Raw genomic sequence first — 18438 nt, 5'->3', positions numbered from 1 at the left:
TCCTCTAGTCTCTTTCTTCCAACCAGTTATAAAAAGGCACACGTTTTACAGCTACGACATTCTCTTGTGATAAATTCGGACGTTTTCCAATCGAACGAAACTTCTTCGTTTGATTTTCAACTTGAGTCAGCGTTTTAATATTTTTCTTTTTCCACTCAAACAGAATTCTATCGATGTATCTTAAGCTTAATTTTTCTGCAATAACTGCCTCTTTAAGGGCTGCACGAATAATTTCAACAGAATGTCCGTCATCATCAAGCCACATCGAAATCGATTCGCTTTCCATCGGTGATAAAAAACGGCCAAATTCTTGCTCGAATAATTGAAAGATTTCTCCTTCAGCCATTTTTTGATTTACTTCTTCCTTTTCTTCTGAGACAGAAAGAATTTGATCTATAAGACGAGCCCAAAGTGATTGAAGTGTAAACTTTTCATGCAAAACACCTACATCGTCTTTACTTTGTGTAATTTGTAGGAAACCGAATTGCATTAAACGTTGCAACACCATGGAAACTTCATTTTCCGTCATGTTCATTCTCTTTGAAAAATCAGTTGGAGTTGGAAATTCATTTCCATCAGATATAAATGCAGTCATATGCATGATTAACATGGCATCAATATCTTGTATACCTAAACTTTTATAGTTCTTAAAAAAGAGCTGGGAAATGTTAACATTTCCCTGCTCAATCCAAATTCGGAGGCGATCTTCATGTTGCATGTCCGAACTCCTCACTTTCTTTATGGGTATAATCTATTTAACAATCGTGGAAACGGAATTGTTTCTCGAACGTGCTCTGCACCGGATATCCATGCGACTGTTCGCTCTAAACCTAATCCGAAACCAGAGTGTGGAACTGCACCGTATTTACAGAGATCTAAATACCAGGCATACGCTGATTCGTCTAAGTTGTGTTCTTTAATCCGTTGTTTCATTAGTTCATAATCATAAATACGTTCAGATCCGCCAATGATTTCTCCGTACCCTTCTGGAGCAATTAAATCTGCACAAAGGACAACATCGTCACGGTCTGGGTGTGGTTGCATATAAAATGGTTTAATTCCAATTGGGTAATGGGTAATAAACACGGGCATGTCGTAGCTTTCTGCGATAGCAGTTTCATGAGGTGCTCCGAAATCATCGCCCCACTTAATGTCGTCAAATCCATTCTCATTTAGGAACTTTATCGCATCATCGTAAGATATGCGTGGAAACGGTGCTTTAATTTTTTCGATTTTTGAAAGATCACGGCCCAATCTTTCAAGTTCTAGCGTACAGTTTTTAATGACTGACTGAACAATATGGCTAATATATTGCTCTTGAACTTCTAAGCTTTCCTCGAATTGTACAAATGCCATTTCAGGCTCTATCATCCAAAATTCGATTAGGTGGCGACGAGTTTTGGATTTTTCTGCACGAAATGTCGGTCCGAACGAGAATACTTTTCCTAATGCCATCGCGGCTGCTTCCATATAAAGCTGACCTGACTGTGAGAGGAATGCATCTTCGTCAAAATATTTTGTTGAAAATAATTCCGATGTCCCTTCTGGTGAAGAGCCTGTCAAAATTGGCGGGTCAATTTTTGTAAAGCCATTGTCATGGAAATACTCATAAGTTGAACGAATAATCTCGTCTCGTATTTTCATGATTGCATGTTGCTTGCGTGAGCGCAGCCATAAATGACGGTGATCCATTAGGAATTCTGTTCCATGCTCTTTTGGTGTGATTGGATAATCGATTGCATCATGAATAATTTCAACATCTTTAACTTGCAATTCAAATCCGAAAGATGATCGCTCATCTTTCGTTACTTCTGCTGTAATATACAAAGATGATTCCTGATGAATCGCCCGTGCTTTGGCAAATATTTCATCGCCTACAACTTCTTTAACAACTACTCCTTGAACAAATCCTGATCCATCTCTTAATTGTAAAAATGCAATTTTACCACTTGAACGTTTATTTGCAAGCCAACCGCCAATTCGAACTGTTTCGCCCAAATGCTTTGGCATTTCTTGAATCATAATTGTTTTCATAGTGACCTCCGAAATTTAGTAGTTCTAATTTTTTAATTAAATAACGTATTATTTTTTCCAATTCTCTTCTACAAATGCGTGAATGCGTCGAATTGCTTCTTCTAACAATTCGATTGAAGTTGCATATGAAAGGCGTATTGTGTTTGGTGAGCCAAACCCTGATCCTGGAATTACAGCAACATTTGCTTTGGTAAGCAAAGCTTCAGCAAAGTCATCCACATTTGCATAACCCGTTTTTTCTAATGCTTCTGTTACTTCAGGTAGCAAGTAAAATGCACCTTGTGGCTTAATCACTTTGAATCCTGGAATCGCTGCCACTTGAGGATAGACTTTATTTAAGCGAGATTCAAAATCTTTGCGCATAACTTCAACCGTATCTTGCGGTCCGTTATATGCTTCAATTGTAGCATATTGAGACGTTGTTGTAGGGTTTGATGTCGAGTGACTTGCAAGATCCGTCATTGCATTTACAACCATTGCATCCCCCGCGACATAGCCAATTCTCCATCCTGTCATCGAATGTGATTTTGAAACACCATTGATGATTAACGTGCGTTTTTTTGCATCGTCGGATAATTGAGCGATGGAGACATGCTTCTCTCCACCATATATTAGCTTCTCATAGATTTCATCAGAAACAATCCAAATATCATGCTCTTTGCAGACTTCAGCAATAGCCAAAAGTTCTTCTGTTGAATAAATCATGCCTGTTGGGTTTCCTGGTGAATTAATAATTACTGCTTTCGTTTTGCTCGTAATTGCATTTTTAATTTGCTCAGCAGTTACTTTGAACGAAGCTTCTGAAGACGCATCAATATGGACTGGGACTCCTCCTGCAAGCTTCACTTGTTCTGGGTAACTTACCCAGTATGGAGTAGGAATTATGACTTCATCATTCGGATCAAGAATTACTTGAAAAAGAGTGAACAATACATGCTTTGCTCCAATTCCAATCATAATTTCATTTCTTCCATAAGTTAAGTTTTGATCTTTTTTTAATTTATCGATAACCGCATCTTTTAAGGCAGGAAGACCGCCTGATGGTGTGTACTTTGTTTTGCCTTCTAACATTGACTTATATGCAGCATCAAGAATATTCGTAGGCGTGTTATAATCAGGTTCTCCTGCTCCTAAACCGATAATATCAATACCTGACTCTTTCATTTCTTTAGCTTTTGCTGTAATTGCAAGTGTAGTTGAAGGTGTAAGTGTACTCACTCTTGAGGCAAGTTGTTTCGTCAATTGAATCTCTCCCTAAATATAGTTATTTCTAAAGTAATCGCGAAAAGATTTCTTATAAATTCAAAATCCTTTTCCACCAAAGTCCATTTTCAAATAATACATATACGTAATTCAGTTTACCGTTTTCACTTTTGAATGCAACTTCCCAAACTGCCCCGACTTCTTCCATTCCAAGCTTAACATGAAGGATGGTATCAACTGCTAATTCTTCCTTTACAGCTTTCACTGCTGTTTCTGAAGTGATTCCATCAGTAAGTTTCACTTGTTCATACGTATCTTCAGTCGTTTCATTAATAAATAATGCTACTTTTTCACCTTCTGCGTTTTCTCCAAATACAGTAGTTACTGCTTCGATGCCGTTATATGGCTGCGCATACTCAACAATTAATCCTGAATTCGTTGCTTTATCAATTGCAGAAGTCTTTGCCAATGCAACAGGTTTGTTTGCATTGTAAAAAATAGAAACAGTAAGGATTATTGCAAGTGTTAAAAGAAAAACAGTGATAAATTTAATCCAATTTAACAATTAGCATTCATCCTCTTTTAATTAACCTTTATCATTATAACAACTTTCGAGTTCGTTAACCATTACTTCAAGTGAGACTTTTTTTATTGGAATTTCAGGTAAAGATTCTATGAAGCGGCGGCCATATGATTTTGTTTCAACACGTTTATCTAGAATGATGAAATATCCTTTATCTGTAGATGAACGAATGAGTCTCCCAAAACCTTGACGCAGTCGCATCATCGCCTCCGGTAAGGCGTATTCAGTAAACGGGTTCAAGCCCTGTTCGGTTAACTTAGTAGCTCTCGCTTTAAATAAAGGGTCATCTGGTGATGTAAATGGTAAACGAACAACGATTACCGCCGTGAGTGCATCACCTGGGACATCTACGCCCTCCCAAAAACTATTCGTTCCAAACAACACTGAATTGTCATATTGACGAAAAGACTTCAACAGTTTCATTCGACTACCAGAGGTAATTCCTTGGGCGAAAATTGCATATTCATCTAATTGTTCGCTTTCTACAATAAGTTCATGGGTTTTTCTAAGCATATCCAATGATGTAAAAAGTACAAACAGTCTTCCTCCTGTTGCAATTGAAGTTTGAATGACTGCGTCAGCAACCGCTTCGATGTATTCCGTTTGAGAAACTTTTTGAATATCGGGCATGTCTTGTACGATAAACACTTCTGCACCTTCATAAAAATGAGATGGTGCATCGAAAGTTAATAGTGGAATATTTTCAGCTATTCCTAACAGATTAGGAATAAATCTTGAATTGTCTTTTACAGATAATGTACCAGAAGTCCATACAATTCCTGTTTCCTCTTTTTTCACTCTGTCCATAAAACTCTTTACAGCTAGTGATCCGTCTAGCGGACATTTCGTAACAGTTAGGCTTCCTGGTATGCTACGCAAATCTTTTTCAATCCAAACCGTAAAGTTCGTTGAATCTTTGTCGAGAAATAACTCTACCCACTCGCCCGCTTTTATTTTTATTTCTCGAATCCAGTACGCCCATTCTGAAAGAACCGCCTGTTCACTTTGTGCCATTTGTTCTTGATGAACAATTAAACCTTCGGTAACCCGATCAGCTTTATCAATATAAGAGGACATTGCAAAAGCAACTTCTGCAAAATCATTCTCTAAATCGGGTAAATCTTTTAATGCATACACTTTTCGATTCCCTCGTTGCTTACTTTTCATTGGCGCATTATACATGACCATTTTACCAATAGCCTGATCGAATGTATCTGTGAAGTGAGCATATGCGTTATCTAAATTCACTTTTCCTTGTGAACTAGCTGTTCCAAATCGAGAAGCAAGAGCAAATATTTGTTGCAATAATTGCCCTTCAACATCAGATCCGATTTGTCCCATAATGTATTTCCAATTCATATATGAAAACACTGTTTCATCTAATTGGGATCCTACTTGCACTAATTGATGTGCCTCATCAATAACAAGTCCAGCCAGTGAAGTAAATAATACTTCTGAACGTTGCAAATCTGCTAATAGCATTGAATGGTTTGTAATTATTAAGTTCGAATGAGCGCAATTCGACAATAATACACTGTAAAAATCTGCAATTTGCTCGTCAGCCAACATTGTATTTGAGCGTTTACGAATGCGATCAATAAAGAGTTGACCGCCTCCAGATACATTCAGCTCACTTAAGTCACCTGTTGTTGTTTCAGTGAGCCAAATGAGAATCTGCATGATTGTCAATGTTTCATCGTAAGACTCGTCTGCAATGCGTAGGAGTTCTTCTAGTTTACCAAGGGAGATGTACTGGTCTCTTCCTTTAATCAAAGTAACTTTAATATTTAATCCAAGAAGAGCGCGTAAACTTTCTAATTCCTTACCTTGTATCTGTTCAGCTAAATGATTCGTAAACGTACTAATAACAACCGGGTTTCCAGTTGTTACGGATTGAATAGCTGCCGGTACCAAATAAGCAATGGTTTTACCGATTCCGGTCGGGACCTCCACAATAACTTCGGATTTTTGTTGAAACGCTTCCCACACTGTATCCATAAATCTAAATTGCTGTTCTCGTCGCTCAAAGCCTGGAAAATCCTTTTTAAATATAGTCGTTTTCAGAGTATCATCTACAGGATAACTATGTTCAATGCTGCTAACATTATTAAATCTATCTATTTTCCGGTAGGGTATTCCACGAAAAGTTGGAAATTCCGCACTTTGAATTTTCTTCCGCGACGTCTTCAATGCTTCATTAAAAACCGAAGAAAGGTCTGATTTCAATAAAAAGGATCTTCTATGCAATAGATTCAGTGTATCTTCTGGAAGCTGCCTAAGTTTTTGTTCGCATGCGAGAAAAAGATGTGCGGTTGCTTCTGCATCGTCATCAGCCCGGTGTGCGGATGGCAATGCAATCCCTAGTTCCTCTGCTATATCTTGTAAACGATAACTGGGTGACGTTGGAAATATTATTTTTGCGAGTTCAACTGTATCAATTTTTTTCCCCGTCCACTGAGTCACTCCACATCGGGCAAACTCAGCTTGTAGAAATGGTAAATCGAAATCTGTATTATGTGCTACAAATGTTGTCCCTTCAAGAAGGCTTGCTACTTCAGATGCAATCACTTCAAAAGAAGGGGCATCTTTAACTTCTCCATCGGAAATATCCGTCAATTGACGGATAAATGGAGGGATTTTCTGTCCTGGGTTTACAAAACGAGTATACGTTTTTACTATTTCCTTATTTTTCAAGAATACAATTGCAATTTGAATAATCCGATCACCTTTAGCTGAAGAATGACCCGTCGTTTCCAAATCGACAACTGCATATGTCTTCGTATCCATCCAATCAACAACTTCCTGTTAGTAATTCTACAGTAAATTGTATCACATCTTGGGCCATCTAATCTCATAATTACTATGCTTGAACTTATATACCAAGTATAGTATGGAATGAGATACGTTTGAGTAAAATTTTAGCTTTCACACATTTAAAAAACCCACTTATAAATCGGCATTCATCCAATTTTCAAGTGAGTCTTATTCTATATGATAAAACAGGTATGCTTATTGCAGTTCAATATCAGCTGAGTAAATGCCACGAATTGTTCCGTCATCTAGTCGGAGTTCAAGCATTCCTGATTCTGAAATACCAATTGCCATCCCCTCAATCGTCTCATTCAGCATAACTGCTCGAATTCGTTTGCCAGCGGTATTTGAATAGCCTTCCCATAAAAGTTTAATCGGGCCAAAGCCATGTTCTTCATATACCTTTGTATAGCGTTCTAGATGTTCAAGTACTTTTGCAACTAGCTTCGAACGACTTACCTCTTCACCTAACTCCATTTTCAACGAGGTTGCAATATTTTGTAGCTCGTCTGAAAAGTCTTCTGCTTCATGATTTATATTCATCCCAATGCCTAAAATGATTGCATTAACCCGGTCAGGATCTGCTTGCAATTCAGTCAAAATACCGGTGACTTTTTTACCTTTTATCAAAATGTCATTTGGCCATTTAATATCGGGTTGAAGACCGGTAACTTCCTCAATCGCACGAGTAACAGCTACAGCCGCGACTAACGTCATTTGAGGAGCCTGCTGAGGCGTCAAGTTAGGTCGGACAATGATACTCATCCAAATTCCTTTGCTCGCTGAAGAACTCCATGGGCGTGACATTCTTCCTTTCCCTAACGTTTGCCCTTCGGCAATAATAACCGTCCCATCAGGCGCGCCATTTTGTGCTTCATCGTGTGCAATAAACTGAGTGGATTCACAAGTTTCTAGATAATAAATCTTCTTGCCATACTTGGTTGTTGTTAAATACTTATTAATATTTCCCGCATTCACTTTATCTGGTGTTGTTATTAAGTAATATCCTTTTTTACGAATGGTACCAATTTCATAACCATCCTGTTCAAATTCTTTGATATACTTCCAAATCGCAGTTCTTGATACGTTAAACTGATCCGCAATTTCTTGGCCAGATACAGGTTGACCATTCGCTTCAAAAAGTCGTTTTAATAATTCATTTTTCGCAATTGAACTCATATAAGAACCATTCCCTTATTTTCATTGGATCATTTTCGCATGTTTGGTGCAACACAGCAAATTCGATCTTCTTAATCCAGTCACCTGTCCATTTACCAGCTTTACTATTTGACCATTGAATCAGGTCATGCCCACTGACCATTAAATCGGCAATGGATTGAATTGGCAACTCTTCTTTTATTAGTTTAATTTCTTCAGCTTTAATTACCGGGCAGTTCTCATTAAATGCACGAAATAACTTCTCGGTTGCTTGAAGTACAACTAAAGAATTGAAGTAGTAATCCTCCGTAACGAAAGAGCGGATCTTCCTCTTTTCATAAAGCTGCTGAATAGAAGTTATTAGTTTCCCTTCACTTTTTGAGAGCTTATACGATTTTATAAGCTCTCCTGTAGAGAACCCTCCTTCGAGTACAATGTAAGCCCAACCTTCAATTTCTGATGAGAATGGGATTGCTTGAACGAGGTGATCTACTTTATTCGGAAAAACAGGGAGATGATTAGCCAGTCCTGTTTTCTCCATATATTTGAATGCTTGCAGAGGATTGCTTCCCAAAAACAATTTATCCATCTCAATTTTGACCCGTTCAACCGACACATGTTGAATCTGTTCAGCATAGGAACAAATTGCTTGTAGAGTTTTTTCCTCTATTGAAAAATTAAGCACCGATGCAAACCGAATGGCCCTTAGCATCCGAAGCGCATCTTCCTGGAATCGATGCTCCGCGTTCCCTACTGCTCGGATTCGTTTGTTTTCCAAGTCTTCCCTACCGCCATGTGGATCGATAAGTTCACCATCTTTTGTCAACGCGATTGCATTCATTGTAAAGTCACGACGCAGTAAATCGTTACGCAGAGATTTCACATATCGGACTTCATCTGGTCGACGATGATCCGTGTACGTTCCCTCTGTCCGGTATGTTGTCACCTCGATTGGGTGACCTTTATAGACAACGAGTATCGTACCGTGAGCAAGTCCAACGTCTACAGTATTTGAAAATACAGCCTTCACTTCGGTTGGTTCTGCAGAAGTTGCGATATCAATATCCTTTGCAGCTTTATGTAACAATCGATCCCGCACGGCACCGCCAACAAATACAGCTTCGTATCCAGCGTTTTCAAGTTCACATAGTACTTCGAAGCCGGGGCCCTTTGTAAATACATCGGTCATTTTTCTCCCGCCACTTCATAATATAAGTTTTCGTATTGCTCAACAATGGTCGATGAATGAAATTTCTCTTTTGCTATTTGAAGCCCTTTTTGTTTAAATTCTTCATGCAGAACAGGATTTTGAAGGATTTGCAAGCCTCTTTCGGATGCCGCATCCGTATCACCAAGGGGTACAAGATAACCATTGACACCATCTTCGATTACCTCTGGAATCCCTCCAATATTTGTAGCGACAGCTGGTACGCCACAAGATAATGCCTCCAGTAGGACGAGTCCAAATGCTTCTTTTTTAGATAAAAGAAACATGAGATCACTTATAGAGAGTAACTCTGCTAAATCAGCACGCTGACCTAAGAATAGTACATCGTCTTGAATACCCAATTCACTAGCGAGTACTTTCATTTTTTGTTTCTCTGGACCATCACCCACAAGCAACAACTTTACTTTTATTTTTTCGCGTATTTTCTTGAAACTATAAATAATATCAGGAATATTTTTTACATCTCTAAAATTTGAAATATGAATGATAACCTTCTCTTCTTTAATGCCTAAATCACTTTTGAGCGTTCCCGGATCGACTGCGTGATACTTGGTTTCATCAATGAAGTTATAGATGGTCTGAATGTCAACATCCGGGGAAACCAATTCAATTGTCTCCTGTTTAAGCGATTCAGAAACTGCGGTTACAATTGTTGATTTATTAATGCCATATCGTAGTGGCTTGAGAAGTCCGGGGTCCCTTCCCAGTATCGTTACATCGGTCCCGTGGAGCGTTGTAATGATACCTATATCCGAAGATGCCATATCCTTCGCAAGCGCCGCAGACACAGCGTGTGGCACTGCATAGTGAACGTGAAGCAAATCGAGGTCCTCTGACTCTATGACTTGCGCTATGCAATTTGCAAGAGCAATGTCATATGGCGGATATTTAAATACTGCATATCCCTCAATCGTTACTTCATGAAAAAAGATATTCGGGTGTGCTTCATCAAATCTAAAAGGCCTGCTTGAAGTAATATAGTGCATTTCATGTCCTTTATTCGCCATCATAATACCGAGTTCTGTCGCAACAACACCTGATCCCCCAAGAGAAGGGTAACAGATTACGCCAATTTTTAATTTTCTCAAGTCGCCCTTCCTTTCAGAACTACTACCTATTGTCTGTGTTATTCAATAATATTTTCAAGGCCATAGACCAAGCTTTCTCTTTCCATTACCTCACGAATAGAGAGAAGTACTCCTGGCATGAAACATTTACGGTCGAATGAGTCGTGCCGTAGTGTTAGCATCTCTCCTGGACTTCCTAGGAGCACCTGCTGATGTGCTAGGAAGCCAGGAAGCCTGACACTGTGTATTTTCATGCCGTCGATGTCAGCACCTCTTGCACCCGGCTCAAGTTCCTTCTCATCAGGATGTCCTTGTATATGTGCTTCTCGAACATCCATAATCATTTCGGCAGTTTTCATCGCCGTCCCTGAAGGCGCATCTAGTTTTTGATCGTGATGCATTTCGATTATTTCGATGTCCCCTAAATAGCGAGCTGCCATTGCTGAAAATTTCATCATTAATACTGCGCCTATTGAAAAGTTCGGCGCTATAATTCCACCTATTTTCTTATTGTTCGCAAGGTCAGCTAATTCAGCTACATGTTTCATTGATAGTCCTGATGTACCAACAACTGGACGAATCCCATTCGAAAATGAATCGACGATATTTTTGTAAACTGTTTCAGGATTCGTTAACTCAAGAAGAACGTCCGGTTTCAAATCATTCCCGAGCGCATCTAAAGACTCATAAATAGGTACCCCGCGCAACTCGCTATTCACTTCATTTCCATCAAAATACATACCTTCATATTTATAATCCAATATAGCTACTAACTCCATATCTGATGCTTCTTTAATTGCTTGAACTGCGGCTGTTCCCATACGCCCGCGCGCTCCTGCGATTGCTACTTTTATTGTCATTAGAATTGCTCCTTTTTCGTCCAGCGATCGGCGTCGCGATTTTTAAATTTTGTCAATACTGTAGATAGTGCATTTTCTAGACTAATTCCTTGTGAATTTGCAAAACAAACGAGCACAAAAAATAAATCACCGGTTTCTTCTTCTAAAGAACGGATGGCTTCGTCCGGCTTTTTCTTTTTTGTACCATATACATGTTGAACCTCTCTTGATAGTTCACCCAATTCCTCTGTAAGCCTTGCTAAGAGTTCCATTGGAGGAAAATAACCTTCTTCAAAACCATTTATGTATGTGTCAATTTCCTTCTGTAAATCTGCCATTGTTTTATCGCTTTCCAAGAATTTCAACTCCCTCTCTCCTTATCGTATTAATTTACGACACAGTTGTCAAAAATATTATAATACAGGATAATAGAAATACTGCGCTTTATAGAAAGGTGATTACAAGATGTTGAATGGTATTAAATTTAAGAATATCTTTTTTATTCTTATTGGTTCGGCTATTTTCAGTTTCGGACTCGTTCATTTCAATATTCAAAATGAACTTGCCGAAGGCGGATTCACTGGTATTACATTGATTTTATTGTTCGCTTTTAAATGGGACCCTGCCCTTATGAACCTCATCCTCAATATTCCTATGTTTATTATTGGATGGAAGTTACTAGGTAGGCGGGTGTTTATATATACAGTTATCGGAACTGTGGCCGTATCGATATTCATGAAAATCTTTATGATTTATGAAATTGATATTCATTTAAAAGATGATATGTTCCTAGTCGCGCTGTTTGCAGGTATCTTTATCGGTGTTGGATTAGGTATTATTTTTAAATTTGGTGGGACAACCGGTGGTGTTGATATTATCGCACGTCTAGTGAAAAAATACATTGGTTGGAGTATGGGAAAGACGATGTTTCTTTTCGATGCAGTCGTTATATTAATTTCTTGGGCAGTGTATTTAAATCACCGCTCTATGATGTATACGCTTGTCGCCCTATTTGTCAGTGCACGTGTGATTGACTTTGTGCAAGAAGGTGCCTATTCAGCGCGAGGGGCTTTCATAATTTCTAAACACCAAGATGCAATTGCGACAAAAATAACTGAAGAAATGGATCGAGGCGTTACTGTATTTCGTGGATATGGACACTTTACAAAAGAAGATAGCGAAATTCTTTATTGTGTTGTCGGTAAAAATGAAATCAATCGCCTCAAAAACACGATCACATCCGTAGACCCTCACGCATTTGTTTCCCTTACAGAAGTTCATGATGTTATGGGAGAAGGATTCACGCTCGATGACCAAAAAAGACCCATCGAGGACTAACTCGAATTCATATTCATATGAAAAGCCTGCCCTTATAAATAAAGGCAGGCTTTTCTATCTGAATGTATGCAACGGATTCTTTCAAAGATTACTACGAAAAAATAAATCTTTAACCGTTTTATATTGTTAATCTCTGCTATTGAAAATTAGTAGCAAACGTACCAATTCAAGTACGGCCACTGCTGCTGCTGCTGCTACATAAGTCATTGCCGCTGCACTTAACACTTTTTTCGCATGAGGTTCTTCATCATTGCGAATAATGCCAAGTGAAACAATCTGGTTCATCGCTCTGCTTGAAGCATTGAACTCTACTGGTAATGTTACAAGTTGGAATACCACCCCTACTGCAAGTAGTGCAATACCGATACCGAGTAGTGAATTCATGCTTGAGAAAATAATACCAATCATGATGAATACCCATGATGCTTTTGATGTTAAGTTCGCAACTGGAACAAGACGATGACGAAGACGTAATGCTGCATACGCTTCCTTGTCTTGAATTGCATGTCCAACTTCATGTGCTGCAATAGCAGTACCCGCTACAGACGCTTCACGAAAGTTGTGTGGAGATAATGCAACGATTTTAGTAATTGGGTTGTAGTGATCACTCAAAAAGCCTTGTGATTCGACAACTTTAACATCTTGAAGACCGTTTTGGTCGAGAATGAGACGTGCAACTTGAGCACCTGTCATACCTGATGTTGAACGAACTTTTGAATACTTTTTATAGGTACTCTTTACTTTAAACTGGGCATACAGTGGCAACAAAATTATTAGCCCGAGGTATAAAAAAAACATCTTCAATTTCCTCCCCTTTTATCTATACTCCTATATTATATTGCAGGAGATTTCTTCGCAACTATTAGGTATTTTTTTGATTACTGCTAGTAATAGACAAACTCTGCAGCGCAAATAAAGTTCAGAAGGATGTTAATTTTTAGTTGGGACCCTTCCCTTATAAATGAAATACGCAAGCCCGATACAAGCGATTGACAGCCAAAATGTGAAATATCCGATTTCTTGCATATATTTCATAAGATCGCCATATATCGGCATCTGTCCGAAAACATAATCGATTACATCATTATGTAACGTCCATATAGCTGCAAGGACAATGTGAATGATTTTGAAACGATAAAGTCGACTGTACAGTACCGCCTGCAAAGCCATCGCAAAATGCGAACCAATTAGCATCCATCCTACAAGACTGAGTTCCCCTGTCTCAATAAATGTCAACAAATTCATAACGACTGCCCAAAGTCCATATTTAACTAAAGTAATTAATGCAAGTGCTTCAATCAGCTTAAAGTTTCGTCCAATAATCCAACCTATTAGTGCCAATGCAAAAAACAAACTGGCAGTCGGGCTGTCTGGAACGAAAATCCAAAACTTTGGTTCCGTGATTACAAGTTGCCACATATACCAATCGTATCCGTACACGGTGCCAAGTATATTCACAAAAAGTAAAATCCAAAGAAATGATTTATGAAATAAAATTAGTTCAACTTGATTGATTAATGAGCGCACAAAAACCTCTCCCATAGCTATGTATAGATTGATATAGAAAAAAGAGTCAGTTTCCTGACTCTTTTTTTACTACTTATTCATTCAAGCTTTCGATAAACTCTGACATTATTTGTAGTTCTTCATCTGTACCGTCCCATAAGCCTGCAGCCATGCCGCCGCTTTCAGTTCCGTTTACAGCAATATCAGCAATTTCTTCTGCTGAGTATTCAGTTCCGATTAATGGTAAGCCTAGCCCACCCTGGAATGAATCCCCGTGACAAGAAATACAGGAAGATTCAGCATATATCATATAGCCTTCAGATTCCATATCAAATTCAACTTCTTCAACAATAGCTCCTTGTAATGCCGCTGCTTCCCAGTCATGGTTAGCGACTGATTCCCACGTTAAGAAGAATAGTGCTGCGAATGAAAGTAGCATAAATGCTGTTGGAAGTGGACGCTTAAATGGACGGCGCTCTTTTGAAGTGTCCAAAAATGGTATAAGCATCAATGCACCAATTGCAAGTCCTGGCATAACTAGTGCCCCGATAATGTTAAATGGTCCAGAAGCAAATTGATACTTTAATAACTGGTACATAGACAGGAAATACCAGTCAGGTACCGGAATGTACATCGTGTCCGTCGGATCCGCTTGTCGTTCAAGTGGCGACGGATGGGCGACTGTCAATATTAAATAACCGATAAGAAAGATGGAACCAATCATCCATTCCTTCAATAAGAAGTTTGGCCAGAAAGCTTCTGTCTTCCCCGGATATTCTGAGTAGTCTTTTGGGACGTTCGGCATTTTGTTATTAGCCTTAATGCGCGAATCTCCGACAAACTTCATCCCTTTTCCGCGTTGCATACTGTCCCCTCCTTTTCAAAATCATCAATCGCTATATCTTATAGCGGTCCAGAAATACCTTGTCTTCTGATAAATACAAAGTGTGCTGCAAGCAACCCAAGCAAAGCAGCTGGTAGGAAGAACACATGAATCGCGAAGAAGCGAGTCAATGTCTGAGCCCCTAGAATCTCTGTATCTCCTGCAAGAAGAATTTTAATGGATTCACCGATGAACGGAACGGATGCTGCGATCTCGATTCCTACTTTCGTAGCGAACAATGCTTTCATATCCCACGGTAGTAAATAACCTGTGAAACCAAGTCCAAGCATTGTTACAAAGATAAGTACTCCGACAATCCAGTTCAATTCCCTTGGCTTTTTATAAGAACCTGTAAAGAATACACGCAATGTATGTAGGAACATCATTACAATAACGAGTGAAGCTCCCCAATGGTGCATCCCACGCACAATTTCACCGAATGCTACTTCATTTTGAAGATAGTAAACGGATTTCCATGCATTTTCAATATCCGGTGTGTAGTACATTGTAAGGAACATACCGGAAAGAATTTGGATGACAGTCACAAAAAATGTCAGTCCTCCAAAACAATAAATAAATGCAGAAAAGTGATGTGCAGGGTTTACGTGCTCAGGTACTTCATGGTCAGCAATATCGCGCCATATCGGGGTGATATCCAACCGTTCGTCAACCCAATCATAAATTTTATTTAGCACTTCGGTCGTACCCCCTTACAATTTTAAACTAATGTGTTCGATTTAGTTCCACCTAGATAAACATAGCCATCCACTATTTCAACTTCATATTCATCAAGCGGACCGATTGGTGGTGTTCCTTTTACGTTGTCACCGTTCTTCAAATAACGTCCTTGGTGGCATGGGCAGAAAAATTGATCTGGATGACTTTCATCCCCGCCCCAGTTTACTGTACAACCAAGATGCTTACAGACAGGAGAAAGCGCGATGACTGTATCGCCACTCTTATATACCCAAGCTGTATTCGATACGTCGGATTCATACCAGCCATCTTTACGATCCTTAATTGTATAGTCTACACGTACTGGTTCTTCCGTTAAATCAGCTTCTTTCTGCGGAGTGGCAATATAATCTCCACCAGCAGAGTGCTGTAATACCGGATCAATTGCAAAACGTACCATAGGCATCAACATCGCAGAAGCCATAAACCCGCCTGTACCCATTAGTGTGTAACTTAGGAATTGGCGTCTTGACACTCGATTCTTGCTCATCATTTCCCTCCTCTAACTTAAAGGTCAGTCCAACGGACATATTTTTGCTAATAATAATACTAGGACATATCTATGATATATCAATCATAAGGGAAATTCAATCCTGCATTTCATCTAATAGAAATTTTGTGAACAATTATTGAAGTTTTCTCATGAATATCAATAATATGTACTAAAAATGTTGCATAAATGTTCATCGACTTACGCTTCTGCCCACTTTTTCGTAAACCTTGGCAAAACTTGTCTCAACTGGTCTTCAATAATTGATTGTCTAAGTTGCGTATCCATACTCTCCAGCGGAATTGAGGGTAGCCAAATCATCTCCCCTTGCATATCGATGCCTGTCCAAGCCGAATCCGTTGTCAAAAAAAAGACATATTTGAAGGCCATTTCCGAGAAGTCTTTCGACAGGGTCTGACCTAGTATATCCAAGTCTGTTGTCTGAGTATACGAAAACGGTGGTAAAAGCATAATACGACCTTTAAACTGAGTTTCAATAAATGTTGTGAGATGCATGAGAAATTCAGCTGAGGATGAACTATTCTTCATTTGTTCAGGCTTCGTTTCTATTTTTAAAAGTGGAACGATTAATGTGTCTATATATTCTTTTTGTTGCAAATATGTATCCATGTCTTTTGCAATCCAGTTCATTTAGTAATCCTCCTTGAATACTTCGATGAGTAAAGAACCCCATCTTTAGAAGATGGAGTCGTTATTCTTTTCTCACCTTTACATCGTTTAGCATAGCAGATAACAAGATGAAGCGCTCTTTATCATTTGTGTCGAGTGCTTCATCTACACCCTTTAAAAGCATTTCATACGTCATCGAAGCAATGCTTTCTTCAAGTAATTGTTCTGCCAGTTTCCGGTCATTTTCACTAACTTGTAAGTAATTAGGGAGAAATGTATTCTCTTCTCGCACGCTTGCATATTGCGGACAGAGTTGGTGGTTAGGAAAATTAAGTTGAATATACATTTTCTCCTCAGGGTGAAGCCTTAAATCATGAAAGGATTTTTCTGCATCCGCGGTCATTAAATTCCCTTTGTAAAATCGAAATGGAATACTTTCAGATCCAGTCGTGGACATAATCATTGCTCTAGGACAGTAATGGGCTTCGTCAGTAAAGTGAACATTTTGTAGAAGATGCTCATGGCTAAGAAGATAATTCAAGATCCACACACATTCACGGCGCTTCATTTTGTACCGCTTCAAAAACCATCTTACGAAGTCTTTTTTTGCGGTGACAGGAACCATGGCCGTCATGTCACTCCCCCTTATCAATTTGCGCTTCCATAAATTCTCTCCAATGCTGGTCGTCAGGAAAAAGCGTCACAACTCTTTTCACAATTTCAATTGCCTCGCTATGCTTTCCTTCTTCAAGAAGAAAGTTTGCATACCTTGTTAGAAACTCATAATCATCCTTCATCCCACCATATGCCTTCTTATAGGACTCATATGCCTCATTAAAAAGCTCCATTCGTTCGTTTGAATAGGCCTTGAATGCATAGATTAAGGAATTGTCTTCAAGTTCTTCTTTTGCATAGTTAAGAAGTTCATTAAGTTCTTGATCATTTTCTAATTCATTATAAAGTGAGGCTAACGTAATAATTGCTTCACTATATTCAGGATCAAGGACAAGAGCCTCTTTCAAATGGTCTTCAGCTTCGACAGGCAATCCGAGTTTCAACGCCATTTTCCCAGCGGAAAGTTGGAGTTCCTTATCATATTCATCCCTTCGGATGCCATCTTTAAACATATCATACGCTTTTTTATCGTCCCCTGCTAAGGACCAAGCTTGGCCAGCCAACATATAGGCAGAAAAGTAATCAGGATCTATTTCAATAAGCTGATCTAGATGCGTTAGGGCACGTTCGGTATCCCGACATTGGTAGTAAGCAAATGCGGCTCCAAACAATGTGTCTGGCAATATTTTTTCTTTCAACATTTCCTCGTAATAAGGTAGCGCTTCTTCATATGCCGCTCCAGCACTATACGTCTCCGCTAGTCGAGAAACAATAGATACGCCACCAATTTCGACTACCTCTTCTTTTAAATCTAAATACAACCGAGCCGCTTCACCGTATTTCCCTGAATCTAATAACAGTTCTGCATAGGCAAAACGAATAACCGGTTCACCTGGAACAAGTTTGTACGCTTCTTTTATTTTATCAAGCGCTGTTTCAGCTAATCCTGTCATGTGATAATAATCCGCAAGTACCAGAAGTGCTTGTACATATTCATCGTCCTCAGATCCGATATCAGATAGCAATAGCAGCGCGGCATCTTCATCACCGAGTTCCATTAGCGTCGTTGCGCGGTCGATTTTCAGCTGGGCTTCATCAGGTAGGTGCAAAATTAACGTCTCATACAATCGATCTGCTTCCGCCATGAAGCCGTAAGTAGTCAATAATGCTGCAGATTCATATAACAAATCAAAGTCCGTAGATTGAACGAGTCTGTCGATTAGTATAGCAAGCGCATCTACATCACCATCATGAATATACCGTTCAACGTCTTGTAATTGGTCCATTTTATCACCTGTTCTTTCACTATAAATACATT

19 protein-coding genes are annotated in these 18438 nt (G+C 39.0%); 1 reads left to right on the top strand and 18 read right to left on the bottom strand.

Annotated elements, in window-relative coordinates:
• Positions 1–4: 4 nt before the first annotated feature.
• From ACXYMX_RS07070 to ACXYMX_RS07025, 10 genes are all read right to left on the bottom strand, one after another.
• Entirely contained in the window at positions 5–718 is a 714-nt protein-coding gene (locus tag ACXYMX_RS07070) for a DnaD domain-containing protein (protein ID WP_459043540.1), read from the bottom strand.
• Between the two features lie 20 nt (positions 719–738).
• Complete coding sequence (gene asnS / locus ACXYMX_RS07065; RefSeq protein ID WP_459043539.1) at positions 739–2034, bottom strand: asparagine--tRNA ligase; 1296 nt, start codon at positions 2032–2034, stop codon at positions 739–741.
• 48 nt (positions 2035–2082) lie between these two features.
• Entirely contained in the window at positions 2083–3276 is a 1194-nt protein-coding gene (locus ACXYMX_RS07060) for a pyridoxal phosphate-dependent aminotransferase (RefSeq protein ID WP_459043538.1), read from the bottom strand.
• A gap of 52 nt (positions 3277–3328) precedes the next feature.
• Positions 3329–3802 (bottom strand): DUF5590 domain-containing protein, encoded by a 474-nt coding sequence (locus ACXYMX_RS07055; RefSeq protein ID WP_459043537.1) that lies wholly within the window; start codon positions 3800–3802, stop codon positions 3329–3331.
• Between the two features lie 21 nt (positions 3803–3823).
• The gene (gene dinG, locus ACXYMX_RS07050; RefSeq protein ID WP_459043536.1) at positions 3824–6607 is read right to left on the bottom strand and encodes an ATP-dependent DNA helicase DinG; all 2784 of its coding nucleotides are present in this window, start codon (positions 6605–6607) and stop codon (positions 3824–3826) included.
• A 222-nt stretch (positions 6608–6829) separates the two neighbouring features.
• Positions 6830–7810, bottom strand: a complete 981-nt coding sequence (locus ACXYMX_RS07045; protein ID WP_459043535.1) for a biotin--[acetyl-CoA-carboxylase] ligase — start codon at positions 7808–7810, stop codon at positions 6830–6832.
• On the bottom strand, positions 7788–8978 hold the full coding sequence (locus tag ACXYMX_RS07040) for a CCA tRNA nucleotidyltransferase (protein WP_459043534.1): 1191 nt from the start codon (positions 8976–8978) through the stop codon (positions 7788–7790). The genes ACXYMX_RS07045 and ACXYMX_RS07040 overlap by 23 nt, the downstream gene beginning before the upstream one ends.
• The gene (bshA, locus tag ACXYMX_RS07035; RefSeq protein WP_459043533.1) at positions 8975–10105 is read right to left on the bottom strand and encodes an N-acetyl-alpha-D-glucosaminyl L-malate synthase BshA; all 1131 of its coding nucleotides are present in this window, start codon (positions 10103–10105) and stop codon (positions 8975–8977) included. Before bshA ends, ACXYMX_RS07040 begins: the two co-directional genes overlap by 4 nt.
• Before the next feature lie 38 nt (positions 10106–10143).
• On the bottom strand, positions 10144–10944 hold the full coding sequence (dapB, locus tag ACXYMX_RS07030) for a 4-hydroxy-tetrahydrodipicolinate reductase (RefSeq protein ID WP_459043532.1): 801 nt from the start codon (positions 10942–10944) through the stop codon (positions 10144–10146).
• Positions 10944–11261, bottom strand: a complete 318-nt coding sequence (locus tag ACXYMX_RS07025) for a nucleotide pyrophosphohydrolase (RefSeq protein ID WP_459043585.1) — start codon at positions 11259–11261, stop codon at positions 10944–10946. The genes dapB and ACXYMX_RS07025 overlap by 1 nt, the downstream gene beginning before the upstream one ends.
• Before the next feature lie 127 nt (positions 11262–11388).
• Between ACXYMX_RS07025 and ACXYMX_RS07020 the strand changes: the two genes are divergently transcribed.
• On the top strand, positions 11389–12261 hold the full coding sequence (locus ACXYMX_RS07020) for a YitT family protein (RefSeq protein ID WP_459043531.1): 873 nt from the start codon (positions 11389–11391) through the stop codon (positions 12259–12261).
• Positions 12262–12387: 126 nt separating this feature from the next.
• On the opposite strand, the gene ACXYMX_RS07015 is transcribed toward ACXYMX_RS07020, so the two are convergent.
• The 8 genes from ACXYMX_RS07015 to ACXYMX_RS06980 all read right to left on the bottom strand — a co-directional run bounded on the left by ACXYMX_RS07015 (position 12388) and on the right by ACXYMX_RS06980 (position 18406).
• On the bottom strand, positions 12388–13059 hold the full coding sequence (locus ACXYMX_RS07015) for a zinc metallopeptidase (RefSeq protein ID WP_459043530.1): 672 nt from the start codon (positions 13057–13059) through the stop codon (positions 12388–12390).
• 132 nt (positions 13060–13191) lie between these two features.
• Positions 13192–13803, bottom strand: a complete 612-nt coding sequence (gene lhaT / locus ACXYMX_RS07010; protein WP_459043529.1) for a lipoprotein heptaprenylglyceryl N-acetyltransferase LhaT — start codon at positions 13801–13803, stop codon at positions 13192–13194.
• 58 nt (positions 13804–13861) lie between these two features.
• Positions 13862–14632, bottom strand: coding sequence for a c-type cytochrome (locus tag ACXYMX_RS07005; protein WP_459043528.1), 771 nt, complete (start codon positions 14630–14632; stop codon positions 13862–13864).
• Between the two features lie 38 nt (positions 14633–14670).
• Positions 14671–15345 carry a menaquinol-cytochrome c reductase cytochrome b subunit gene (gene qcrB / locus ACXYMX_RS07000; protein WP_459043527.1) on the bottom strand — a complete coding sequence of 225 codons (675 nt, stop codon included), beginning with the start codon at positions 15343–15345 and terminating at the stop codon, positions 14671–14673.
• Positions 15346–15368: 23 nt separating this feature from the next.
• Positions 15369–15875: a QcrA and Rieske domain-containing protein gene (locus ACXYMX_RS06995; RefSeq protein ID WP_459043526.1), complete on the bottom strand. Its 507-nt coding sequence runs from the start codon at positions 15873–15875 to the stop codon at positions 15369–15371.
• Positions 15876–16076: 201 nt separating this feature from the next.
• Entirely contained in the window at positions 16077–16526 is a 450-nt protein-coding gene (locus ACXYMX_RS06990; protein WP_459043525.1) for a DUF2487 family protein, read from the bottom strand.
• Positions 16527–16587: 61 nt separating this feature from the next.
• On the bottom strand, positions 16588–17139 hold the full coding sequence (locus tag ACXYMX_RS06985; protein ID WP_459043524.1) for a ReoY family proteolytic degradation factor: 552 nt from the start codon (positions 17137–17139) through the stop codon (positions 16588–16590).
• Position 17140: 1 nt separating this feature from the next.
• Positions 17141–18406: a tetratricopeptide repeat protein gene (locus ACXYMX_RS06980; RefSeq protein ID WP_459043523.1), complete on the bottom strand. Its 1266-nt coding sequence runs from the start codon at positions 18404–18406 to the stop codon at positions 17141–17143.
• Positions 18407–18438 lie beyond the last annotated feature (32 nt).

Source organism: Sporosarcina sp. CAU 1771 (assembly GCF_054482775.1).
This window is presented reverse-complemented; position numbering and strand designations above follow the sequence as displayed.

Coding starts and splice junctions, on each gene's coding strand:
- asnS (WP_459043539.1), bottom strand. CDS start 2,034: ATGAAAACAATTATGATTCAAGAAATGCCAAAGCATTTGGGCGAAACA.
- ACXYMX_RS06985 (WP_459043524.1), bottom strand. CDS start 17,139: ATGACGGCCATGGTTCCTGTCACCGCAAAAAAAGACTTCGTAAGATGG.
- ACXYMX_RS07005 (WP_459043528.1), bottom strand. CDS start 14,632: ATGCAACGCGGAAAAGGGATGAAGTTTGTCGGAGATTCGCGCATTAAG.
- ACXYMX_RS07020 (WP_459043531.1), top strand. CDS start 11,389: ATGTTGAATGGTATTAAATTTAAGAATATCTTTTTTATTCTTATTGGT.
- ACXYMX_RS07070 (WP_459043540.1), bottom strand. CDS start 718: ATGCAACATGAAGATCGCCTCCGAATTTGGATTGAGCAGGGAAATGTT.
- dapB (WP_459043532.1), bottom strand. CDS start 10,944: ATGACAATAAAAGTAGCAATCGCAGGAGCGCGCGGGCGTATGGGAACA.
- ACXYMX_RS06995 (WP_459043526.1), bottom strand. CDS start 15,875: ATGAGCAAGAATCGAGTGTCAAGACGCCAATTCCTAAGTTACACACTA.
- ACXYMX_RS07045 (WP_459043535.1), bottom strand. CDS start 7,810: ATGAGTTCAATTGCGAAAAATGAATTATTAAAACGACTTTTTGAAGCG.
- lhaT (WP_459043529.1), bottom strand. CDS start 13,803: ATGGGAGAGGTTTTTGTGCGCTCATTAATCAATCAAGTTGAACTAATT.
- ACXYMX_RS06990 (WP_459043525.1), bottom strand. CDS start 16,526: ATGAACTGGATTGCAAAAGACATGGATACATATTTGCAACAAAAAGAA.
- ACXYMX_RS07040 (WP_459043534.1), bottom strand. CDS start 8,978: ATGACCGATGTATTTACAAAGGGCCCCGGCTTCGAAGTACTATGTGAA.
- dinG (WP_459043536.1), bottom strand. CDS start 6,607: ATGGATACGAAGACATATGCAGTTGTCGATTTGGAAACGACGGGTCAT.
- ACXYMX_RS07015 (WP_459043530.1), bottom strand. CDS start 13,059: ATGTTTTTTTTATACCTCGGGCTAATAATTTTGTTGCCACTGTATGCC.
- ACXYMX_RS06980 (WP_459043523.1), bottom strand. CDS start 18,406: ATGGACCAATTACAAGACGTTGAACGGTATATTCATGATGGTGATGTA.
- ACXYMX_RS07025 (WP_459043585.1), bottom strand. CDS start 11,261: ATGGCAGATTTACAGAAGGAAATTGACACATACATAAATGGTTTTGAA.